This is a genomic window from Actinomadura sp. KC216, assembly GCF_004348535.1.
Taxonomy (GTDB): domain Bacteria; phylum Actinomycetota; class Actinomycetes; order Streptosporangiales; family Streptosporangiaceae; genus Spirillospora.
The window spans coordinates 1-14,227 of sequence record NZ_SMJX01000220.1 but is presented as its reverse complement, the minus strand read 5'-3'; the positions used below and the strand labels follow the sequence as shown (position 1 = coordinate 14,227).

The 14,227-nt window shown below is 71.9% G+C and carries 12 protein-coding genes and 2 pseudogenes; 9 read left to right on the top strand and 5 right to left on the bottom strand.

Going from position 1 to position 14,227, the window contains the following annotated elements:
- The 7 genes and pseudogenes from E1264_RS29865 to E1264_RS29835 all read left to right on the top strand — a co-directional run.
- Positions 1-521: pseudogene (locus E1264_RS29865) on the top strand (hypothetical protein); the annotation flags it as partial.
- 102 nt (positions 522-623) lie between these two features.
- Positions 624-2,174, top strand: a complete 1,551-nt coding sequence (locus tag E1264_RS45510) for an SseB family protein (protein WP_243711245.1) — start codon at positions 624-626, stop codon at positions 2,172-2,174.
- Positions 2,175-2,236: 62 nt separating this feature from the next.
- A complete protein-coding gene (locus tag E1264_RS29855; RefSeq protein WP_132178788.1) occupies positions 2,237-3,778 on the top strand; it encodes an SseB family protein in 1,542 nt (513 codons plus the stop codon).
- Entirely contained in the window at positions 3,775-4,155 is a 381-nt protein-coding gene (locus E1264_RS29850; RefSeq protein ID WP_132178787.1) for a hypothetical protein, read from the top strand. The genes E1264_RS29855 and E1264_RS29850 overlap by 4 nt, the downstream gene beginning before the upstream one ends.
- A gap of 47 nt (positions 4,156-4,202) precedes the next feature.
- Positions 4,203-4,955 carry a 5-oxoprolinase subunit PxpA gene (locus E1264_RS29845; protein WP_132178786.1) on the top strand — a complete coding sequence of 251 codons (753 nt, stop codon included), beginning with the start codon at positions 4,203-4,205 and terminating at the stop codon, positions 4,953-4,955.
- Entirely contained in the window at positions 4,952-5,566 is a 615-nt protein-coding gene (pxpB, locus tag E1264_RS29840) for a 5-oxoprolinase subunit PxpB (protein WP_132178785.1), read from the top strand. Before E1264_RS29845 ends, pxpB begins: the two co-directional genes overlap by 4 nt.
- Positions 5,567-5,579: 13 nt before the next feature.
- Positions 5,580-6,428, top strand: a complete 849-nt coding sequence (locus tag E1264_RS29835) for a biotin-dependent carboxyltransferase family protein (RefSeq protein ID WP_132178784.1) — start codon at positions 5,580-5,582, stop codon at positions 6,426-6,428.
- A 10-nt stretch (positions 6,429-6,438) separates the two neighbouring features.
- Here the strand turns inward: E1264_RS29835 and E1264_RS29830 are convergent, their stop codons facing one another.
- From E1264_RS29830 to E1264_RS29820, 3 genes are read right to left on the bottom strand one after another with little or no spacing between them, the layout of a single operon-like run.
- Positions 6,439-7,173, bottom strand: coding sequence for a histidine phosphatase family protein (locus E1264_RS29830; protein ID WP_132178783.1), 735 nt, complete (start codon positions 7,171-7,173; stop codon positions 6,439-6,441).
- Between the two features lie 57 nt (positions 7,174-7,230).
- On the bottom strand, positions 7,231-8,316 hold the full coding sequence (locus tag E1264_RS29825) for a winged helix DNA-binding domain-containing protein (protein WP_132178782.1): 1,086 nt from the start codon (positions 8,314-8,316) through the stop codon (positions 7,231-7,233).
- A 56-nt stretch (positions 8,317-8,372) separates the two neighbouring features.
- Positions 8,373-11,015: an AAA family ATPase gene (locus E1264_RS29820; protein WP_243711244.1), complete on the bottom strand. Its 2,643-nt coding sequence runs from the start codon at positions 11,013-11,015 to the stop codon at positions 8,373-8,375.
- A 268-nt stretch (positions 11,016-11,283) separates the two neighbouring features.
- Between E1264_RS29820 and E1264_RS29815 the strand changes: the two genes are divergently transcribed.
- Together E1264_RS29815 and E1264_RS29810 are read left to right on the top strand one after the other, a co-directional pair.
- Positions 11,284-11,958 carry a ribonuclease HII gene (locus E1264_RS29815; protein ID WP_132178789.1) on the top strand — a complete coding sequence of 225 codons (675 nt, stop codon included), beginning with the start codon at positions 11,284-11,286 and terminating at the stop codon, positions 11,956-11,958.
- Between the two features lie 94 nt (positions 11,959-12,052).
- Positions 12,053-12,685: an endonuclease gene (locus E1264_RS29810; RefSeq protein ID WP_132178781.1), complete on the top strand. Its 633-nt coding sequence runs from the start codon at positions 12,053-12,055 to the stop codon at positions 12,683-12,685.
- Positions 12,686-12,730: 45 nt separating this feature from the next.
- Here the strand turns inward: E1264_RS29810 and E1264_RS29805 are convergent, their stop codons facing one another.
- Both E1264_RS29805 and E1264_RS29800 read right to left on the bottom strand, forming a co-directional pair.
- Complete coding sequence (locus E1264_RS29805; protein ID WP_132178780.1) at positions 12,731-13,393, bottom strand: nitroreductase family protein; 663 nt, start codon at positions 13,391-13,393, stop codon at positions 12,731-12,733.
- Between the two features lie 95 nt (positions 13,394-13,488).
- Positions 13,489-14,227, bottom strand: a pseudogene (locus E1264_RS29800) (stress protein); the annotation flags it as partial.

Here is a 14,227-nt window from a genome sequence, read left to right as displayed (position 1 = left end):
GCAAACGCACAGGGCTGCCCGAGGAGGGCGTCAGGGCGACGCTGGACGCCCTGTGGGACGCCACCGCGAAGTTCGCCGAGGCCTACCGCGACCCGTCCGCATTCGGTCTCGACCGTGACCTGGTCGGCCGGCTGCTGCCCGACGGCGATCTGGAGGCGCTGCCGCGACGGGCGTTCGCCCTGCCGTTCCTGTCCGGCACCCACCGGCGCTCCGGGCGGCACGGTTACATCAACCTGTCGACCCTGGACCCTGCCGACCCCGACGACCGCCGCGTCATCCTGGAGTTCGAGCACCCCGGCGCGGACGAAGAGCACCTGAACGCGCACGAACGCCTCGCCGAACGTCTGTGGGACGGCGACCCCCCGCAGCTGTGGGATACCGCACAATCTCTCCTCGACATCGGGTACGAACGGCACGAGATCCTGCACAAACTCATCGACGTCCTGGACCGCTGCGGAGACGACCCGGAGGCGCTCCGCGAGGCCCTGCATGTGCTGCGTCACGAACCCCCGCCGGAGTGATCTCCCGGTTTGCACGCGGCGTCCCCGGCGGTAATCATCGGTTCCCGGGCATGGTCTCGCGGGGGCCCCTGGGGGCCCGGCCTCCGGTCGTAGGGAGTGATCTTGTTGGAGTGGTCCGAGTTCGCCCGTCGGCTGGGTCGTGAGCTGGCGGGTCTCGAACGGGACACCATCCTCATCGTGCGGGAGCGCGATGAGAGCCGGCACTACGTGCAGGCCATGCGCGAGCCCGACCGGCTCTACGCCGAGGCCGTCAGCAACAACTTCCTTGAAGGTCCGCTGCTGCTCACGCTGGCCGACGAGGAGGTCATGAGCGAGGCGGGCTGGCGCCCGCCGTCCGAGCCCGCCCCCCGCAACTGGTGGACGGAGCTGCCGGAGTTCGGCACGCCCGGCGGGATGCTGTCGGTGACCGGCGTCGACTTCTCGCGGCTGGCCGACGTCATGGTCACCGCCCTGCGCGACGTCCAGGGCGTCCGGCGGCCGTCCGACCTCGTGTACGAGTCGTTCCACCGGCACGGCACCGGGCTGATCGAGCTCACCGACTTCGGCATCGACGTGGCGGACCCGTCGCGCGTGAACAAGCGCCGTGCCTCGTCCGCCCGAACGTCCGGCGACCTGCTCGCCGATACAGGTCCGCTGTCCTCCGTGTCGTCGGTGTCGTCGCCTGGGGGGACGCCTCCGGCACCGGAGGGGCGTCCAAAGGCGGACGTCGATCTGCTCGAACCACGCCTGGCGGAGGCCAAGGCGAACGGCGACAACACCGCGTATTTCAGGCTGCTGGCCAACGCCGACCTTGTGCTCCCGGCCACGGCGCCCGCGGTGGAGGACCCCGACCGCGCCGAGTTCCCCACCATCACGATCGGCAGCAGCACCTACGTCACGGTGTTCACCTCGCCGAGCGCCCTGGCCCGCACCGGCGACCGGCACCCCGGCCTCTACCGGCGCACCTCGTTCGCCCGGCTGGCGTCCGCCTGGCCCGACCCCACCTGGCGGCTGGCGATCAACTGGGGGCTGCCCAGCGAGGTCCTTCTGGACTCGTCCGTCATCTCCCGCATGGACGCGGGAGCGGGGGCGGCGCCGTCCCTCGCGCCGGACGTGCCGAACCCGTACGGGAAGGTCGACCCCAACGCGCTCGCCGGGCCCAACCCCGTGGCCGGTGGCACGATGCCGGCGGTCAACGGCTCGGCCCCTGCCGTCGACCGGCCGCCCGTCGACCGCCCGCACGAAGACCCCCACACCGCCATCGACCCGTACAGCACCGCCGATCTGCGGGCCGCGCTCGGGACGGGCACCGGTGAGCCCGACAGCGCCGTGCGGGAAAGCTTCCCGCCGGAGCCCGCCGCACCGGAGCCCATCACACCTACGCCCGTCGCGCCAAAGCCCGCCGAACCGGACCCCACGGAGGCGGAGAGCGCTCCGGCGGAGAGCGTCCAGGCGGAGAACGCGGCAGCGCTTCCTCTCGGCGCGCCGACGAACAAGCAGCCCCCCGCGGGCGCGCAGCCGCCTGCGGGCGTCCCGTTGCGTCCGCCTCATGGGACCCGCCTCTGGCGCTCGGCCGGTGAGGGCGACCAGACGCCGCTCGCGGTCTACGACGCCATAGGCGGCGTGTGGGCGCCGGTGCAGTCCGACGCCGTTCCGGGTCCGCGGACCGACTGACGCGCGTTCGGCTACCGTCTGGTAGGCATTCTTCCGCCCCCCGGACGCGAGAGTGGACCCCTGTGGACTGGAACGACTTCGCCATGCGGCTGACGTTGGAACTGTCGCGCCTGCCGGTCACGTCGTTCGTCATCGTGCAGGGGCCGAGTGGCCTGCCCTACGTCCAGGCGATGAGGACCGAGGAGCTGTTCGACGCCGAGGCCGTGGGCAGCGCGTTCCTGCCCCGTCCGCTGGCCCCGCGGCAGGAGCGGCGGCTGCGGGCGCTCGGCTGGGAGCCGCCGGACGAGGAGGAGCGCAAGAACTGGTGGCAGCAGTTCACCCTGCGCGCCCCCCGGGATCGCCGGATCGGCCGGAACCGCCGTGACCGCCACGACCGCGACGACCGGGTCTCGGCGGAGCATCTGGAGGCGTCCGCCCTCCTCGCCGGGCTGATGGTCGGGGCGTTCCGCGACGCCTACCACATCGAGTCGCCGCTGGAACTCGTCTACCAGGCGAGCCGGGCCGGGCCGGAGGGCGGTCCGCTCACGCTGCCGGGGCTCGGCATCCCGCTGGCCCTGCCCGAGTCCGGGAACGGCGCCGCCGCACAGCCGTCCGGCCCGTCGACCTTCGGTCTGGAGACCGCGCTCGCCGAGGCCCGTGAACGCGGCGACCAGCACGGTTACTTGGACCTGCTGGCACGCGCCGCCCTGTATCTGCCCGCTCCAGGGGACGCAGGAGCCGCCGACCACCAGTTCGCTACGGCGCGGTTCGGCGATGGGACGTTCGTGCTGGCGTTCACCTCGCCCGAGGCCATGGACCACTCCCTGCAGGGGCAGGCCGCGCACCACCGGAAGGCGTCCCTGGCGGAGCTGGCGCGCGGCTGGCCGCATCCGGAGTGGCGGCTCGCGATCAACCCCGGCCTGCCGAGCGCGTCCTACCTGGACGCGAACGCACTCCTCGAGCCCGCCGAGCACCCCGAGCCAGCCCGCGCCGAGCCAGCCCGCGCCGAGCCAGAACCGGAAGCCCCGCCGGGCGGCTTCGACACCGTCCGGACGGCTCCCAGCCTGCCGGAGAGCCCCTCTCCGCCGCCGGCCGAACCTCTGGAGCCGTCCGGCGTTCCCGAGGGCTCAGAGACGCCCACAAGCCCGCTCGGCGCTCCACCACCGCGGGACGCGGGGCCCTCGACGGGAGAGCGCGGGCCCGCGGACGGCACGCCGCAGTTCACGATCATGCAGAAGGCGGTGCGCCCCGAGCACGTCCGGCACTACCTGGACGGCGGCTACGACCTGGTCGCCGGGCAGGTGCACCGGGTCGAGGACGTCGCGGCGATGGCGACGCCGGAGGCGCTGATCAACGGGCTCGGGCTGGTGTACGAGGGCTCGCCGTTCACGCCCGCCGACGCGGAGCTCTTCGTGATCCGCTGGCCGGCGGTGAAGCCGCCGCTGTTCCGGCGGTCCCACCCGCCGGTGGGCGGGCAGGGCGTCCCCGGGTTCAGGATCGAGAGCCAGCGGCTGCCGCACGGCGCCGGGCTGTACCGGCTCGCCGCCGGAACGGAGTGGCTGGTGGCGTCCTACGACGCCGATCTGCGCAGGTGGCTCGTGAAGCTGCCGGGAGGGTCGGGATGAGCGTCCGGCACGGCTTCTACGCGGGATGGCACGGCGCCGAGTACGAGGCCAGCCCGGACGGCGACCTGGTCCGGCTCTACCTGGCACGGCCCGCCGACGGCTTCAGGCGCGTATCGCCTGACCGGTACGTCCAGGTGGTGCCGCTGTCGGACGTGGACCACCTCCAATACGTCACGACGCACTGCACCTGGCACGGTGAGCCGTTCGTGGTCCTGGGTGAACACGACGGCTGGCTGCGCGTGGAGTACAGCGGCGGCGACGCGCCGGTGGCGGAGCGCCTGGGGCAGGACCTGGGGCTGGAGCTGTTCGACCGCGGCGTGTACCAGGGCTGGGCGTCCAGGCATGAGGTCGAGGACGTGCGCGAGGACATCGTCTGAAGAGGGGACACCGTCTGAAGCGCGGTGATCGGTGGTAGGTCTTTGGCATGGCGGTCATCGACATCAACGCCGACCTGGGCGAGGGGTTCGGCATCTGGGAGCTCGGCGACGACCTGGCGCTGCTCGACGTCATCACGAGCGCGAACGTGGCGTGCGGGTTCCACGCGGGCGATCCGCTCATCATGCGGCGGGTGTGCGCGGCGGCCGTCGAACGCGGGGTGACGATCGGCGCGCAGGTGTCGTACCGGGACCTGGCCGGTTTCGGACGCCGCGAGATGGACGTCGCCCCACCGGAGCTGACCGCCGAGGTCCTCTACCAGATCGCCGCACTGGACGGCATAGCGCGCGCGGAAGGCGGCCGTGTGGCCTACGTCAAGCCTCACGGGGCGCTGTACAACCGGGTGGCGCGCGACGCCGTCCAGGCCCGGGCGGTGGCCGATGCGGTACGGGCGTACGATCCCTCGCTTCCGCTCCTGACACTGCCTGGTTCAGCGGTGGGTGACGTCGCAGAAGGGCTGACCGTGGTCGCCGAGTGTTTCGCGGACCGGGCCTATACGTCGTCTGGCCGGCTCATGTCGCGCCGTGAGCCGGGAGCCGTGGTGCATGACCGGGATGTCGTCGTCCAGCGCGCCGTAAGGATGGCCGTAGAGGGCATCGTCGTTTCCGTGGAGGGCGGAACGGTCGCGCTGGATGCCCGTTCCATGTGCGTCCACGGCGACACCCCGGGCGCAGTGGACCTGGCCCGGTCGGTGCGGTCGGCGCTGTCCGGCGCGGGGGTCGAGCTGGAGCCGTTCGCGTGAGAGTGCGGCGCGCCGGTGACGCGGCCCTGCTCGTGGAGACCGGCGACCTCGTGACCGCGCACCGCCTGAACGCCGCCCTGCGGGACGATCCGCTGCCGGGCGTGGTGGACGTCGTCCCCGGGGAACAGACCGTGCTGGTCATCGCCGACCCGTCGGCGGATCTGGACCGTCTCGCCTCACGGCTTCCGCAGCTGCGGCTGCCCGAGGACGCGGCCGGAGACATGGAGCCGGTGGAGATCCCCGTGGTCTACGACGGGGAGGACCTGGACGAGGTCGCCGCGCTCACCGGGCTGTCCCGCGACGACGTCGTCCACCGGCACGCCGCCGCCTCGTACACGGTCGCCTACCTCGGCTTCTCCCCCGGCTTCGGCTATCTGACGGGCCTCGACCCGGCCCTGCACGTGGCGCGGCGCGAGTCGCCGCGGACCTCGGTGCCCGCGGGCTCGGTGGCGATCGCGGGGCCGTACGCGGCCGTCTACCCGTCCCGGTCGCCGGGCGGCTGGCGGTTGCTCGGACGTTCCGCGCTGCGGCTGTGGGACGTGAAGCGCGACCCTCCGTCGCTGCTCAGGCCCGGGACGCGTGTCCGTTTCGTGCCCGAGGAACCATCGTGATCGAGGTCGTGCGTTGATCGAGATCGTGCGGCCCGGGCCGCTGGCGACCGTCCAGGACCTCGGGCGGCCGGGCCGCGCGCACCTGGGCGTGCCGCGTTCCGGGGCGGCGGACGAGCGCGCCTACCGGCTGGCCAACCGCCTCGTCGGCAACCCCGAGGGCGCGGCGGGCGTGGAGTTCACGCTCGGCGGGGGCGCCTTGCGTTTTCACCGGAACTCCTGGATCGCGGTCACGGGAGCGCCGGTTCCGCTGTGCGTCAACGGCCGCGCATACGGGACGAACGCGCCGTGCCATGTCCCGGACGGCGGGCTGGTCGAGTTCGGTACGCCGCCCTCGGGGCTGCGCAGTTATCTCGCCGTGCGTGGTGGGGTCATCGTCGATGAGGTTCTGGGGAGCCGTTCGACCGACCTTCTGTCAGGGCTCGGCCCTGCGCCGCTCTCGTCCGGCGACCGCCTTCCGTTGGGGTCGGCGAAGGGTCTCGGTGATATCGCCGTGGACGTCGCGCCTGCGCCGCCCCTGCCCGAGACGCCGGTGCTGCGCATCCTGCCCGGCCCGCGCGACGACTGGTTCGCTGAGGACGCGATGGCCACGCTGACGTCCACCGCCTATGTCGTGTCGCCGGACAGCAACCGCGTGGGCGTGCGCCTGGAGGGCCCGCCGCTGGTCCGCGTGCGCGAAGGTGAACTCGGCAGCGAGGGCGTGGTCACCGGTGCGCTTCAGGTGCCGCCCAGCGGAATGCCCATCATCTTCCTGGCCGACCATCCGACGACCGGCGGCTACCCCGTGGTCGCCGTGCTCGCCTCAGGCGACGTGGCCGACGCCGCGCAGTTGCGTCCAGGTCAGCGTCTCCGTTTCCGCCTCTAACGTCGCGCGCCTACGTCAGGGGCGCGGCCACGGACCAGTCCAGGTGGGACACGTCGTTGAACCCGCGGATGGACGACAGGTCACCGAGCCTCACCAGGCACGAGATGGACCCGTTGTCGGGGGCGAGGAACGCGAACGGCCTGGACCCGGTCGCGGCGGCGAGCGCCTGGGCGATCACGCCGCCGTGGGTGAACACCGCGATGCGGCCACCCGCGTGCGCCGCCGCGAGCCGGGTGAGGCTCGCTTCGACCCGTTCCGCGAACGCCTCGGCGGGCTCCGCTCCGGGGATGACGTCCCAGCGCTCTTCGGCGAACAGGCGCTGCGCCACCGGATCGCCATCGGCGACCCTCTTCCGGAACAGCCCGCCCTCCCATTCGCCGAGGTGCACCTCGCGTAGGCCGGGTTCGACGCGGGGCTCCAGCCCCAGACGGCGGACCAGCGGGGCTGCGGTCTGCGATGTGCGGCGCAGGGGCGTCACATAGATCGCGTCGAGCTTCACCTCTGCGAGCCGCTCGCCGACCCGCTCCGCCTGTTCGCGTCCCTCAGGCGCGAGCTCCGGGTCGCTATGGCCGTCGACGAGCGGGAACGGCCGGTCCGGACGGGCGGGCTCGGACGCGCCGTGCCGGATCAGGAGAAGCTCCGCCGCACCGTCCGGGGCCTTGTAGCGCGTCTGCCGGTACTCGACCGGTTCTTCTGGCTCGACCGCCTCGCCGCGCCGATCGGCCGTTTCGTCGCGATCGTCCATGGGCGGCACCCTAGATGAACGCCGGCCGCTCGCCTCTGGCCGGGGCGGCCGCACCTGTCAGGACAGCAGCGCGTCCAGTCGGGCCAACTCGTCCTGGAGCGGGGCGGCGGGAATGTCCTCGAAGGGGGTGACGGCCACGTCGCCGTCCTTCGCCTCCCAGACGCCCGCCACGCGCCCCTCGTACAGGACGACGGGAGATATCCAGCCTCCCGTGCGGCTCACGTCCTTGCGGTGTTCCGGCGGCACGAGGTAGGGCGCGCTCGTCCCGGCGCCCAGGACGTACTGGTCGAAGGCCCCGAGGAGCCGGACGGACGTGCTCGGTTCGGTGTTCAGAAGCTCGTCACGGTGCGCGTCCAGGACGTACATCTGCACGCCGTCGACGTCGATGGTGGAGAGCCCGTCCTCGGCTGCGGCGAACCAGGATTTGACGTCCCTCTTGCGGTTCAACTTGCGCATCAGCCAGTTGTCGAACATGTCGGGGGTGGCGGGGCCGTGCGCTCCGAGGAACGCGTGAACGGCCGTCCGGGCGGCGTCCTCCATGGACGGCAGGCCCGACCAGCCCGGCAGCCACCGCTCCGGAGACGTGAACGTCACGCGGGTGCCCTGCGACCGCCCGTGGCAGAGGACGCCCCACCAGGCCAGTGGTTTCAGCAGGGTGCCCCAACCGGAGGCGAGCGTTTCGGCCAGATGCCCTGAGCCGGTCCTCTCCACGACTTCCGCGGTGAGTTCTTCGCGCGTGAGGACCGCACCGTCGGCCAGGGCGTCGGCGGCGGCTCCGGCCATCGCCTCCAGATCGGCGGGCGTGGCCCCGAAGTTCCGCTGCCAGACGGGCTTCTCCCAGTTGCGCACGGCGGCGCACAGGACGAGATAGGCGGCGGCCTCGTCCGCGGGCAGCAGATGCAGTGTTCCGCGCATGGCCCAGGTCTTGACGAGAGCCCGTTCGTCCAGAAGGGCCCGCTGCACCTCGCCCGTTTCCGGAGCCGTCTGCCGGACCGCGACGGCGAATTCCGCCGCCGAGGCGACCTGCGCCTGCACTCCCGCCAGCCGCCGCGCTATCTGCACCGCCGACGCGTCACCGGCGGATTCTATGAACTGCCGCCGCATCCTCCAGGCCAGCACCTGCGCCCACGTCACCGAGGTCATGCCCCGATTACAGCGCACGCCCACGACACGGGCGGCACCGGCACTCGCGCCTAGGGTCAGGTCAGGCGATGGGTGAGTTCGGCGAACGCGTCACGGACGTCCTCCGTGGTGAGGACCGTGAGGTCGGCGGCCGTCGCGGCGTCGCCGAGCCGTGCGGCCCGCAGCGCGCGGCGCGCGCTCGCCTTCTCGTACATGGAGCGGGCGAAGCGGCCGTTGCCCAGCTCGTCGATACGGCCCGACCCGCACGCACGCTGGAAGACCAGGGCGAGGTCGTCGAGAGCGCGTTCCTCCCACCGGTCGCCGCCCTCCTCGGCGATGAGCTGCGCGATGCGGAGCAGTTCGTCCGGCCCATAGGAGGGGAAGTCGACGCGGACGTCGAACCGTGAGGCCAGCCCAGGGTTGGACGACAGGAACCGGTCCATCTCGGCCTCGTATCCCGCGAGGACGACGACGAGACGGTCACGATCGTCCTCGGCGCGCTTGAGCAGAGTCTGCACGGCCTCCGCGCCGAAAGCGTCCCCGCCGGTATAGCCCGGGTTGCTCAGCGCGTACGCCTCGTCCACGAACAGCACACCGCCGAGCGCCGAGTCGACCACCTTGTTCGTCTTGAGCGCCGTCCCGCCCAGGTGCTCGCCGACGAGGTCCGCGCGCTGCGCTTCGACCACCTCCGGACGGGCGAGCAGCCCGGACGCGGCGAAGATGCGGCCGAGCACGCGCGCGACGGTCGTCTTGCCGGTGCCGGGCGGCCCGGTGAAGACGAAATGGCGGGTCGGCGGGCGGGTGACCAGGCCCTGCTCCTGGCGCATCCGCGCGACCTGGAGCTGGGCGGCGATCTCGCGGACCTGCCGCTTCACCGGTTCGAGCCCGATCATCTGGTCGAGCGAGCCGAGGGCCTCGTCGAGCGTCGGCGTCTCGACGTAGCCGCGGTAGCGCTCGGTGACCTCGGCGAACGCGGCCTCGACGTCTTCCGCGCGCAAGGTGACCAGGTCATCGGCGCTGGGCTTCGCCGAGCCCGTGGACGCGGACACGGCGTCGACCACGCGCACGTCCCGCGCGCGCGCCGCCGCCTCGGTCAGGGACCGGACGAACCGTCCGTTGCCCAGCTCGTCGACGATGCCGCGCCGCTCGACCTCCTCGAACCGTGCGGCGAGCCGCCGCCGCGCCTCCGCGTCGAGCCGGTCCTCCCGGAGGGCGGTATGGTAGTCGGCGATCTGGAGCAGTTCGGCAGGACGGTACGACGGGAAATGCACGCGCGTGCCGAACCGTGAGGCCAGCCCAGGGTTGGAGTCGAGGAACTCGGCCATCTGCGCGTCGTATCCCGCAAGGATGATGACGAGGTTGTCGCGGTCGTCCTCCGCGCGCTTGAGGAGCGTCTGCACGGCCTCGTCACCGAACCGGTCCGGCTGGCCCTCGGCGGAGTTGGCCAGGCTGTACGCCTCGTCGATGAACAGCACCCCGCCTAGAGCGGAGTCAACGAGCCGGTTGGTCTTCAGTGCCGTGGCACCGAGGAACTCGCCGACGAGGTCGGCGCGGTGTGCCTCGACCAGGGCGGGCTCGGGCAGCAGCCCGAAGGCGTAGAAGATTTTGGCGAGGACGCGCGCCACGGTGGTCTTGCCCGTCCCGGACGGACCGACGAACACGAAGTGCCGCATCGGCTTCTCCGTGGGCACCCCGGCGGCGGCGCGCATGTGCGCGGCCTCGATGGACGCGGCGATGGAACGGACCTGCCGCTTGACCGGCTCAAGGCCGATCATGTCCTCCAGCTCGGCGAGCGCCTCTGCGACCGATATCTCCGGTGCCCTTTCCTTTTCCTTACGGGCCTCAGGATTCGCGCGCTCCGGGGCCATCGCGGCGTCGGCCGCCTGCGCCGCGGCACGCTGCTCATGGCCCGCGTACACGGCCGCCGAAGCGGCGGCCTCATCGTCTTCTGGGACGCGCCTATCGGATCTGCCGGGCCGGGTTGGCCTGTCGCCCTTGTCGAGCTTGTCGAACCGTTCGGTCCTGTCATGTTTGTCCGGCCGTTCCAGACGGTCCGGGCGGTCGCGTCTGTCGTTGCCGGACGGGTTCCTGCGCGGCGCGGACCTGCCGTCCCCTTTGGGACCGGCCTGTTCCTGGACCCAGCCGGTCTCGTACGCCTCGGCGGGCACGGCGCGGCGGGCCTGATCCCAGCGGTAGGCGAGGAAGGCCAGAGCCGCCACCCAGCCGGGCGCCACGCTCGCCTCCGGCAGGAGCTGCGCGATGGCGGCGGTCGTCACGCCCGCCATGCCCAGTGCTAGTAGCGCGGATCGCCATGGCGTGTAGCCGCGCAGCCGGAACGCCACGAACGCCACCGGGAGCGCAAGCAGGGCCAAGAGCAGTGCGGGGTTCAGGTACGACGGGTGCCCTTCATCCGGGTAGAGGCTTCCCAGAGGGACCGACAGCGCCAGCCAGGCCAGGACGACCGCGACGACCGCCATGCCCGTGGGCGAACGCAACGTCAGGTGGACGACGACGAGCAGGATCACCGAGAACGCCGCCGCGGCGAGGACGGGCCCTTCCCCCACCACCGTGGCGGCCACGATCAGAGCGATGAGCAGCACCCCGCCCAGGAACCTCACGCCCGGGGTGATCTGGAAGTAGCGCCATCGCAGGCGCTCGAAAAGATCCCGTGCCGCGGCGTCCTTCGCCGGGCGGGAGCGAGACCTGCCGAACAAAGCCATCAGAAGCGAGTAAAGCGCAGGACCGCCCGGAACGGGACTCCCCGCGCCCTGTTCGTTGGGCCCGGTGCGCCTGCCTGGTGCGGGACGGGCGAGACCTCAGTCCCGAGACCAGCACATTTGTAGTGTCCAGAAGTGGACGGCCACTGCGATGATGGGGCGCATGCCGACCGACCCCACGAACGCTCTGCCCGGACTGGACGCCGGCCCTGTCACCACCAAGGAGGTCTCGCGCGTCGCGGGCTACGAGATCGAGGACGAACTGCGGGCCATGTCGTCCGGGAGCGGCCGTCCTGCCACGATCGCCGGGGTGGACGAGGTGGGACGCGGCGCGTGGGCGGGCCCCGTCGTGGTGTGCGCGGCGGTCACCGACCTGACCCCGCCACCCGTCCTCCAGGGGCGCGGCAAGAGGACCGTCAGCCTGACCGACTCCAAGCTCCTCACCGAGGCCCACCGCGAGTCGTTCGCCGAAGTGCTGCCCGGATGGCTCGCGGGCCACGCCATCGGCGCGTCCGGTCCCGAGGAGATCGACGAGGTCGGCATGACCGAGGCGCTGCGGCGTGCCGCCGTCCGCGCGCTGGAGTCGCTGCCCGTCCCGCCCGACGTGGTCATCCTGGACGGCAAGCACGATTTCCTGAGGCGCCCCTGGCGGGTGCGCTGCGAGGTCAAGGCCGACCAAAGGTCGGTTACCGTCGCGGCCGCCTCCGTCTTGGCGAAGGTCCACCGTGACCGGTTGATGGCAGGGCTCGACGCGGAATTCCCCGGATACGGGTTCGCGGACAGTGCTGGGTACCCGTCACCCATCCACCAGAAGGCCCTGGAGGAGTCGGGGCCGACGCCGCATCACCGGCTGTCGTGGTCCTACCTGGACGACCTCCCGCGCTGGCGGCACCTCAAGAAGCACCGTGACCCGCTCGCAGGAGAAGGACAGCTCAGCCTTCTGTGACGTTTGCCCGGCCCTCTGTGCCTCTGCCGGGCGTCCGGGCATGAGTCATCCTCGCCGGCTCGGGTAGGGCGGGCGACGACAGGAGGTACATGCCATGGACACCGTCGTCAAGAAGCTGCTGAACGAGTCCGGTGAGACGTTCGCCGAAGAGGCCGGCATCACGCTGAAGGACCAGCCGGCCGCGCTTTTCAAGCTGCTCGTCCTGGCCAACCTGCTGAGCGCGCGCATCTCGTCCGACATCGCCCTCGCGGCGGCCCGCGAGCTGTTCGAGGCGGGCGGCGGGACACCGCGCGGGATGAGCAAGCTGACCTGGCAGGAGCGGGTCGACGCGCTCGGCCGCGGCCACTACGTCCGCTACGACGAGAGCACCGCGTCCCGCCTCGGCGACACCGCCGAGATCGTCCAGGAGAAGTACAAGGGCGATCTGCGGCGGCTCGCCATCGAGGCCGGACGCGACCCGCACAAGGCGGCCGAACTCCTCCAGGAGTTCCCCGGGATCGGGCCCACCGGCGTGGACATCTTCTGCCGTGAGGCCCAGTCCATCTGGCCCTGGCTGCGCCCCTACGTCGACGGCCAGGTGCGCAAGGGCGCCGAACGGCTCGGCCTGCCCACCGACGCCGGCGAGCTAGCGTCCAAGGTCCCCGACAAGGACCTCGCGCGGCTCAGCGCGGCCCTGGTGCGGGTGGCCCGGGACAAGAAGCTCGCCGACGCCCTCAAGGCCGCCTGAGCCGCGCGAGATCATCCACCGCGCGGAAGGTTCACCGGCGGACGGTCACAGGCGGACGGTGACCTCGTCGACCGGCTTGCGGGTGATGTCGGGCACCATCGCGTCGTCCGCCGGGTAGCCGACCGGGATCACCACGTACGCGCGTTCCTCCTGCGGACGGTCGCACACCTCGTTCAAGAACCTCATGGGGCTCGGGGTGTGCGTGAGGGTCGCCAGACCCGCCTGGTGCAGCGCGGCCAGGAGGAACCCTACGGCGATGCCCACCGACTCCTTCACGTAGTAAGGCCGCGGTGTGTCCGGGCCCTTGTGCACCTCGAAGACGATGATGACCGCGGGGGCGTCCTCCAGGAACGGCTTGCGCCAGTCGGTGCCCAGGGGCGCCAGCGCGTCGAGCCACTCCTGCGAGGCGCGCCGCTCGTAGAACTCCCGCTCCTCCTGCTCCGCGGCCTCCCTGAGCCTCCGCTTGCGCTCGGGATCGGTGACCACCACGAACCGCCACGGCTGGAGGTTGGCCCCGCTCGGGGCGGTCGCCGCCGCGCGGATCGCGTGCTCGATGACGTCCGGCGGCACCGGACGCCGGGAGAAGTCGCGCACGGTGCGCCGCAACGTCATCGAATCGGCGAACGCCTGGACGCGCTCGACCGCCTCCTCCTCCGGGACGTCGAAATGGGGTGCCGGGACGACGGGGTACTGACGCTCAGAGCTCATGCGACGTTCCTACCCTTGCCGCCAGGCCCGGGACAATCGGCAGCATCAGCCAACGTTCCGGGCCCTTACCAGCACACATGCGCGGACGGGTTCGTTCAGTCCTTGCCGCGTGAGGCGACCCACTCCAGGTTCCAGCCATAGGCCTGGTCGACCGACATCTTCCCCCAGCGCGGACGGCCGGGAGGCGGCAGGATGAACCGGCCCTCCCGCCGGACGACCAGTTCGCCGTTCACGTTCTCGATGAGCGCGAGGACGGCGTCGCGGGACGCGTCGACGCAGTCGTCCATCCGCATGTCGATCGGCGGCGCGCCCACCGGGAACAGCGTGGCGATCGCGTCCAGGCCGCGGAAGTCGTCGGCGCCGTCGTAGATTTCGGCGAACACCAGGATCCGCTTGAAGTCGGCGGTGTGGTCGAGGTTGATGTGAAGATTCTCACCCGTCTCGATCGCCCCGGTCCGGTCGTCCTTGTCGAGCTTGATGAACGGCGCGCGGTCCAGGGCGCCCATGTCGCCGAGCGCGTGAATGATCCCCTTGCGGCCGTCGCGGAGCTCCCAGAGGCAGCACAGGTCCAGGTCGAGGTCGACGCCGCGGCGGCGCTTGCCGAGCCGTCCCTTGGCGACGCCCGCCCGCGCGGTCCAGTTGAGGTTCACCCGCATGTGCCCGCCCGTCGCGCCGTGCTTGGTGAGCGACACCGACGGAGAGTTCTTGGTCAGCGAGATGGTGCCGCCGCCGCCCGGGCGAGGCTGCGCCTGCTGGGGCTGGGGCGGTTGCGCCTGCTGCTGGGGCGGCGGAGGCGGCGTGTACTGGCCTCCAGGCGGAGGCGGCGGCACGTAC

What these genes read in the sequence shown, in the direction of transcription:
- E1264_RS29850 (WP_132178787.1), top strand. Translation starts at nt 3,775, where the DNA reads ATGAGCGTCCGGCACGGCTTCTACGCGGGATGGCACGGCGCCGAGTAC.
- E1264_RS29845 (WP_132178786.1), top strand. Translation starts at nt 4,203, where the DNA reads ATGGCGGTCATCGACATCAACGCCGACCTGGGCGAGGGGTTCGGCATC.
- E1264_RS29830 (WP_132178783.1), bottom strand. Translation starts at nt 7,173, where the DNA reads ATGGACGATCGCGACGAAACGGCCGATCGGCGCGGCGAGGCGGTCGAG.
- E1264_RS29825 (WP_132178782.1), bottom strand. Translation starts at nt 8,316, where the DNA reads ATGACCTCGGTGACGTGGGCGCAGGTGCTGGCCTGGAGGATGCGGCGG.
- E1264_RS29820 (WP_243711244.1), bottom strand. Translation starts at nt 11,015, where the DNA reads ATGGCTTTGTTCGGCAGGTCTCGCTCCCGCCCGGCGAAGGACGCCGCG.
- E1264_RS29815 (WP_132178789.1), top strand. Translation starts at nt 11,284, where the DNA reads ATGTCGTCCGGGAGCGGCCGTCCTGCCACGATCGCCGGGGTGGACGAG.
- E1264_RS29810 (WP_132178781.1), top strand. Translation starts at nt 12,053, where the DNA reads ATGGACACCGTCGTCAAGAAGCTGCTGAACGAGTCCGGTGAGACGTTC.
- E1264_RS29805 (WP_132178780.1), bottom strand. Translation starts at nt 13,393, where the DNA reads ATGAGCTCTGAGCGTCAGTACCCCGTCGTCCCGGCACCCCATTTCGAC.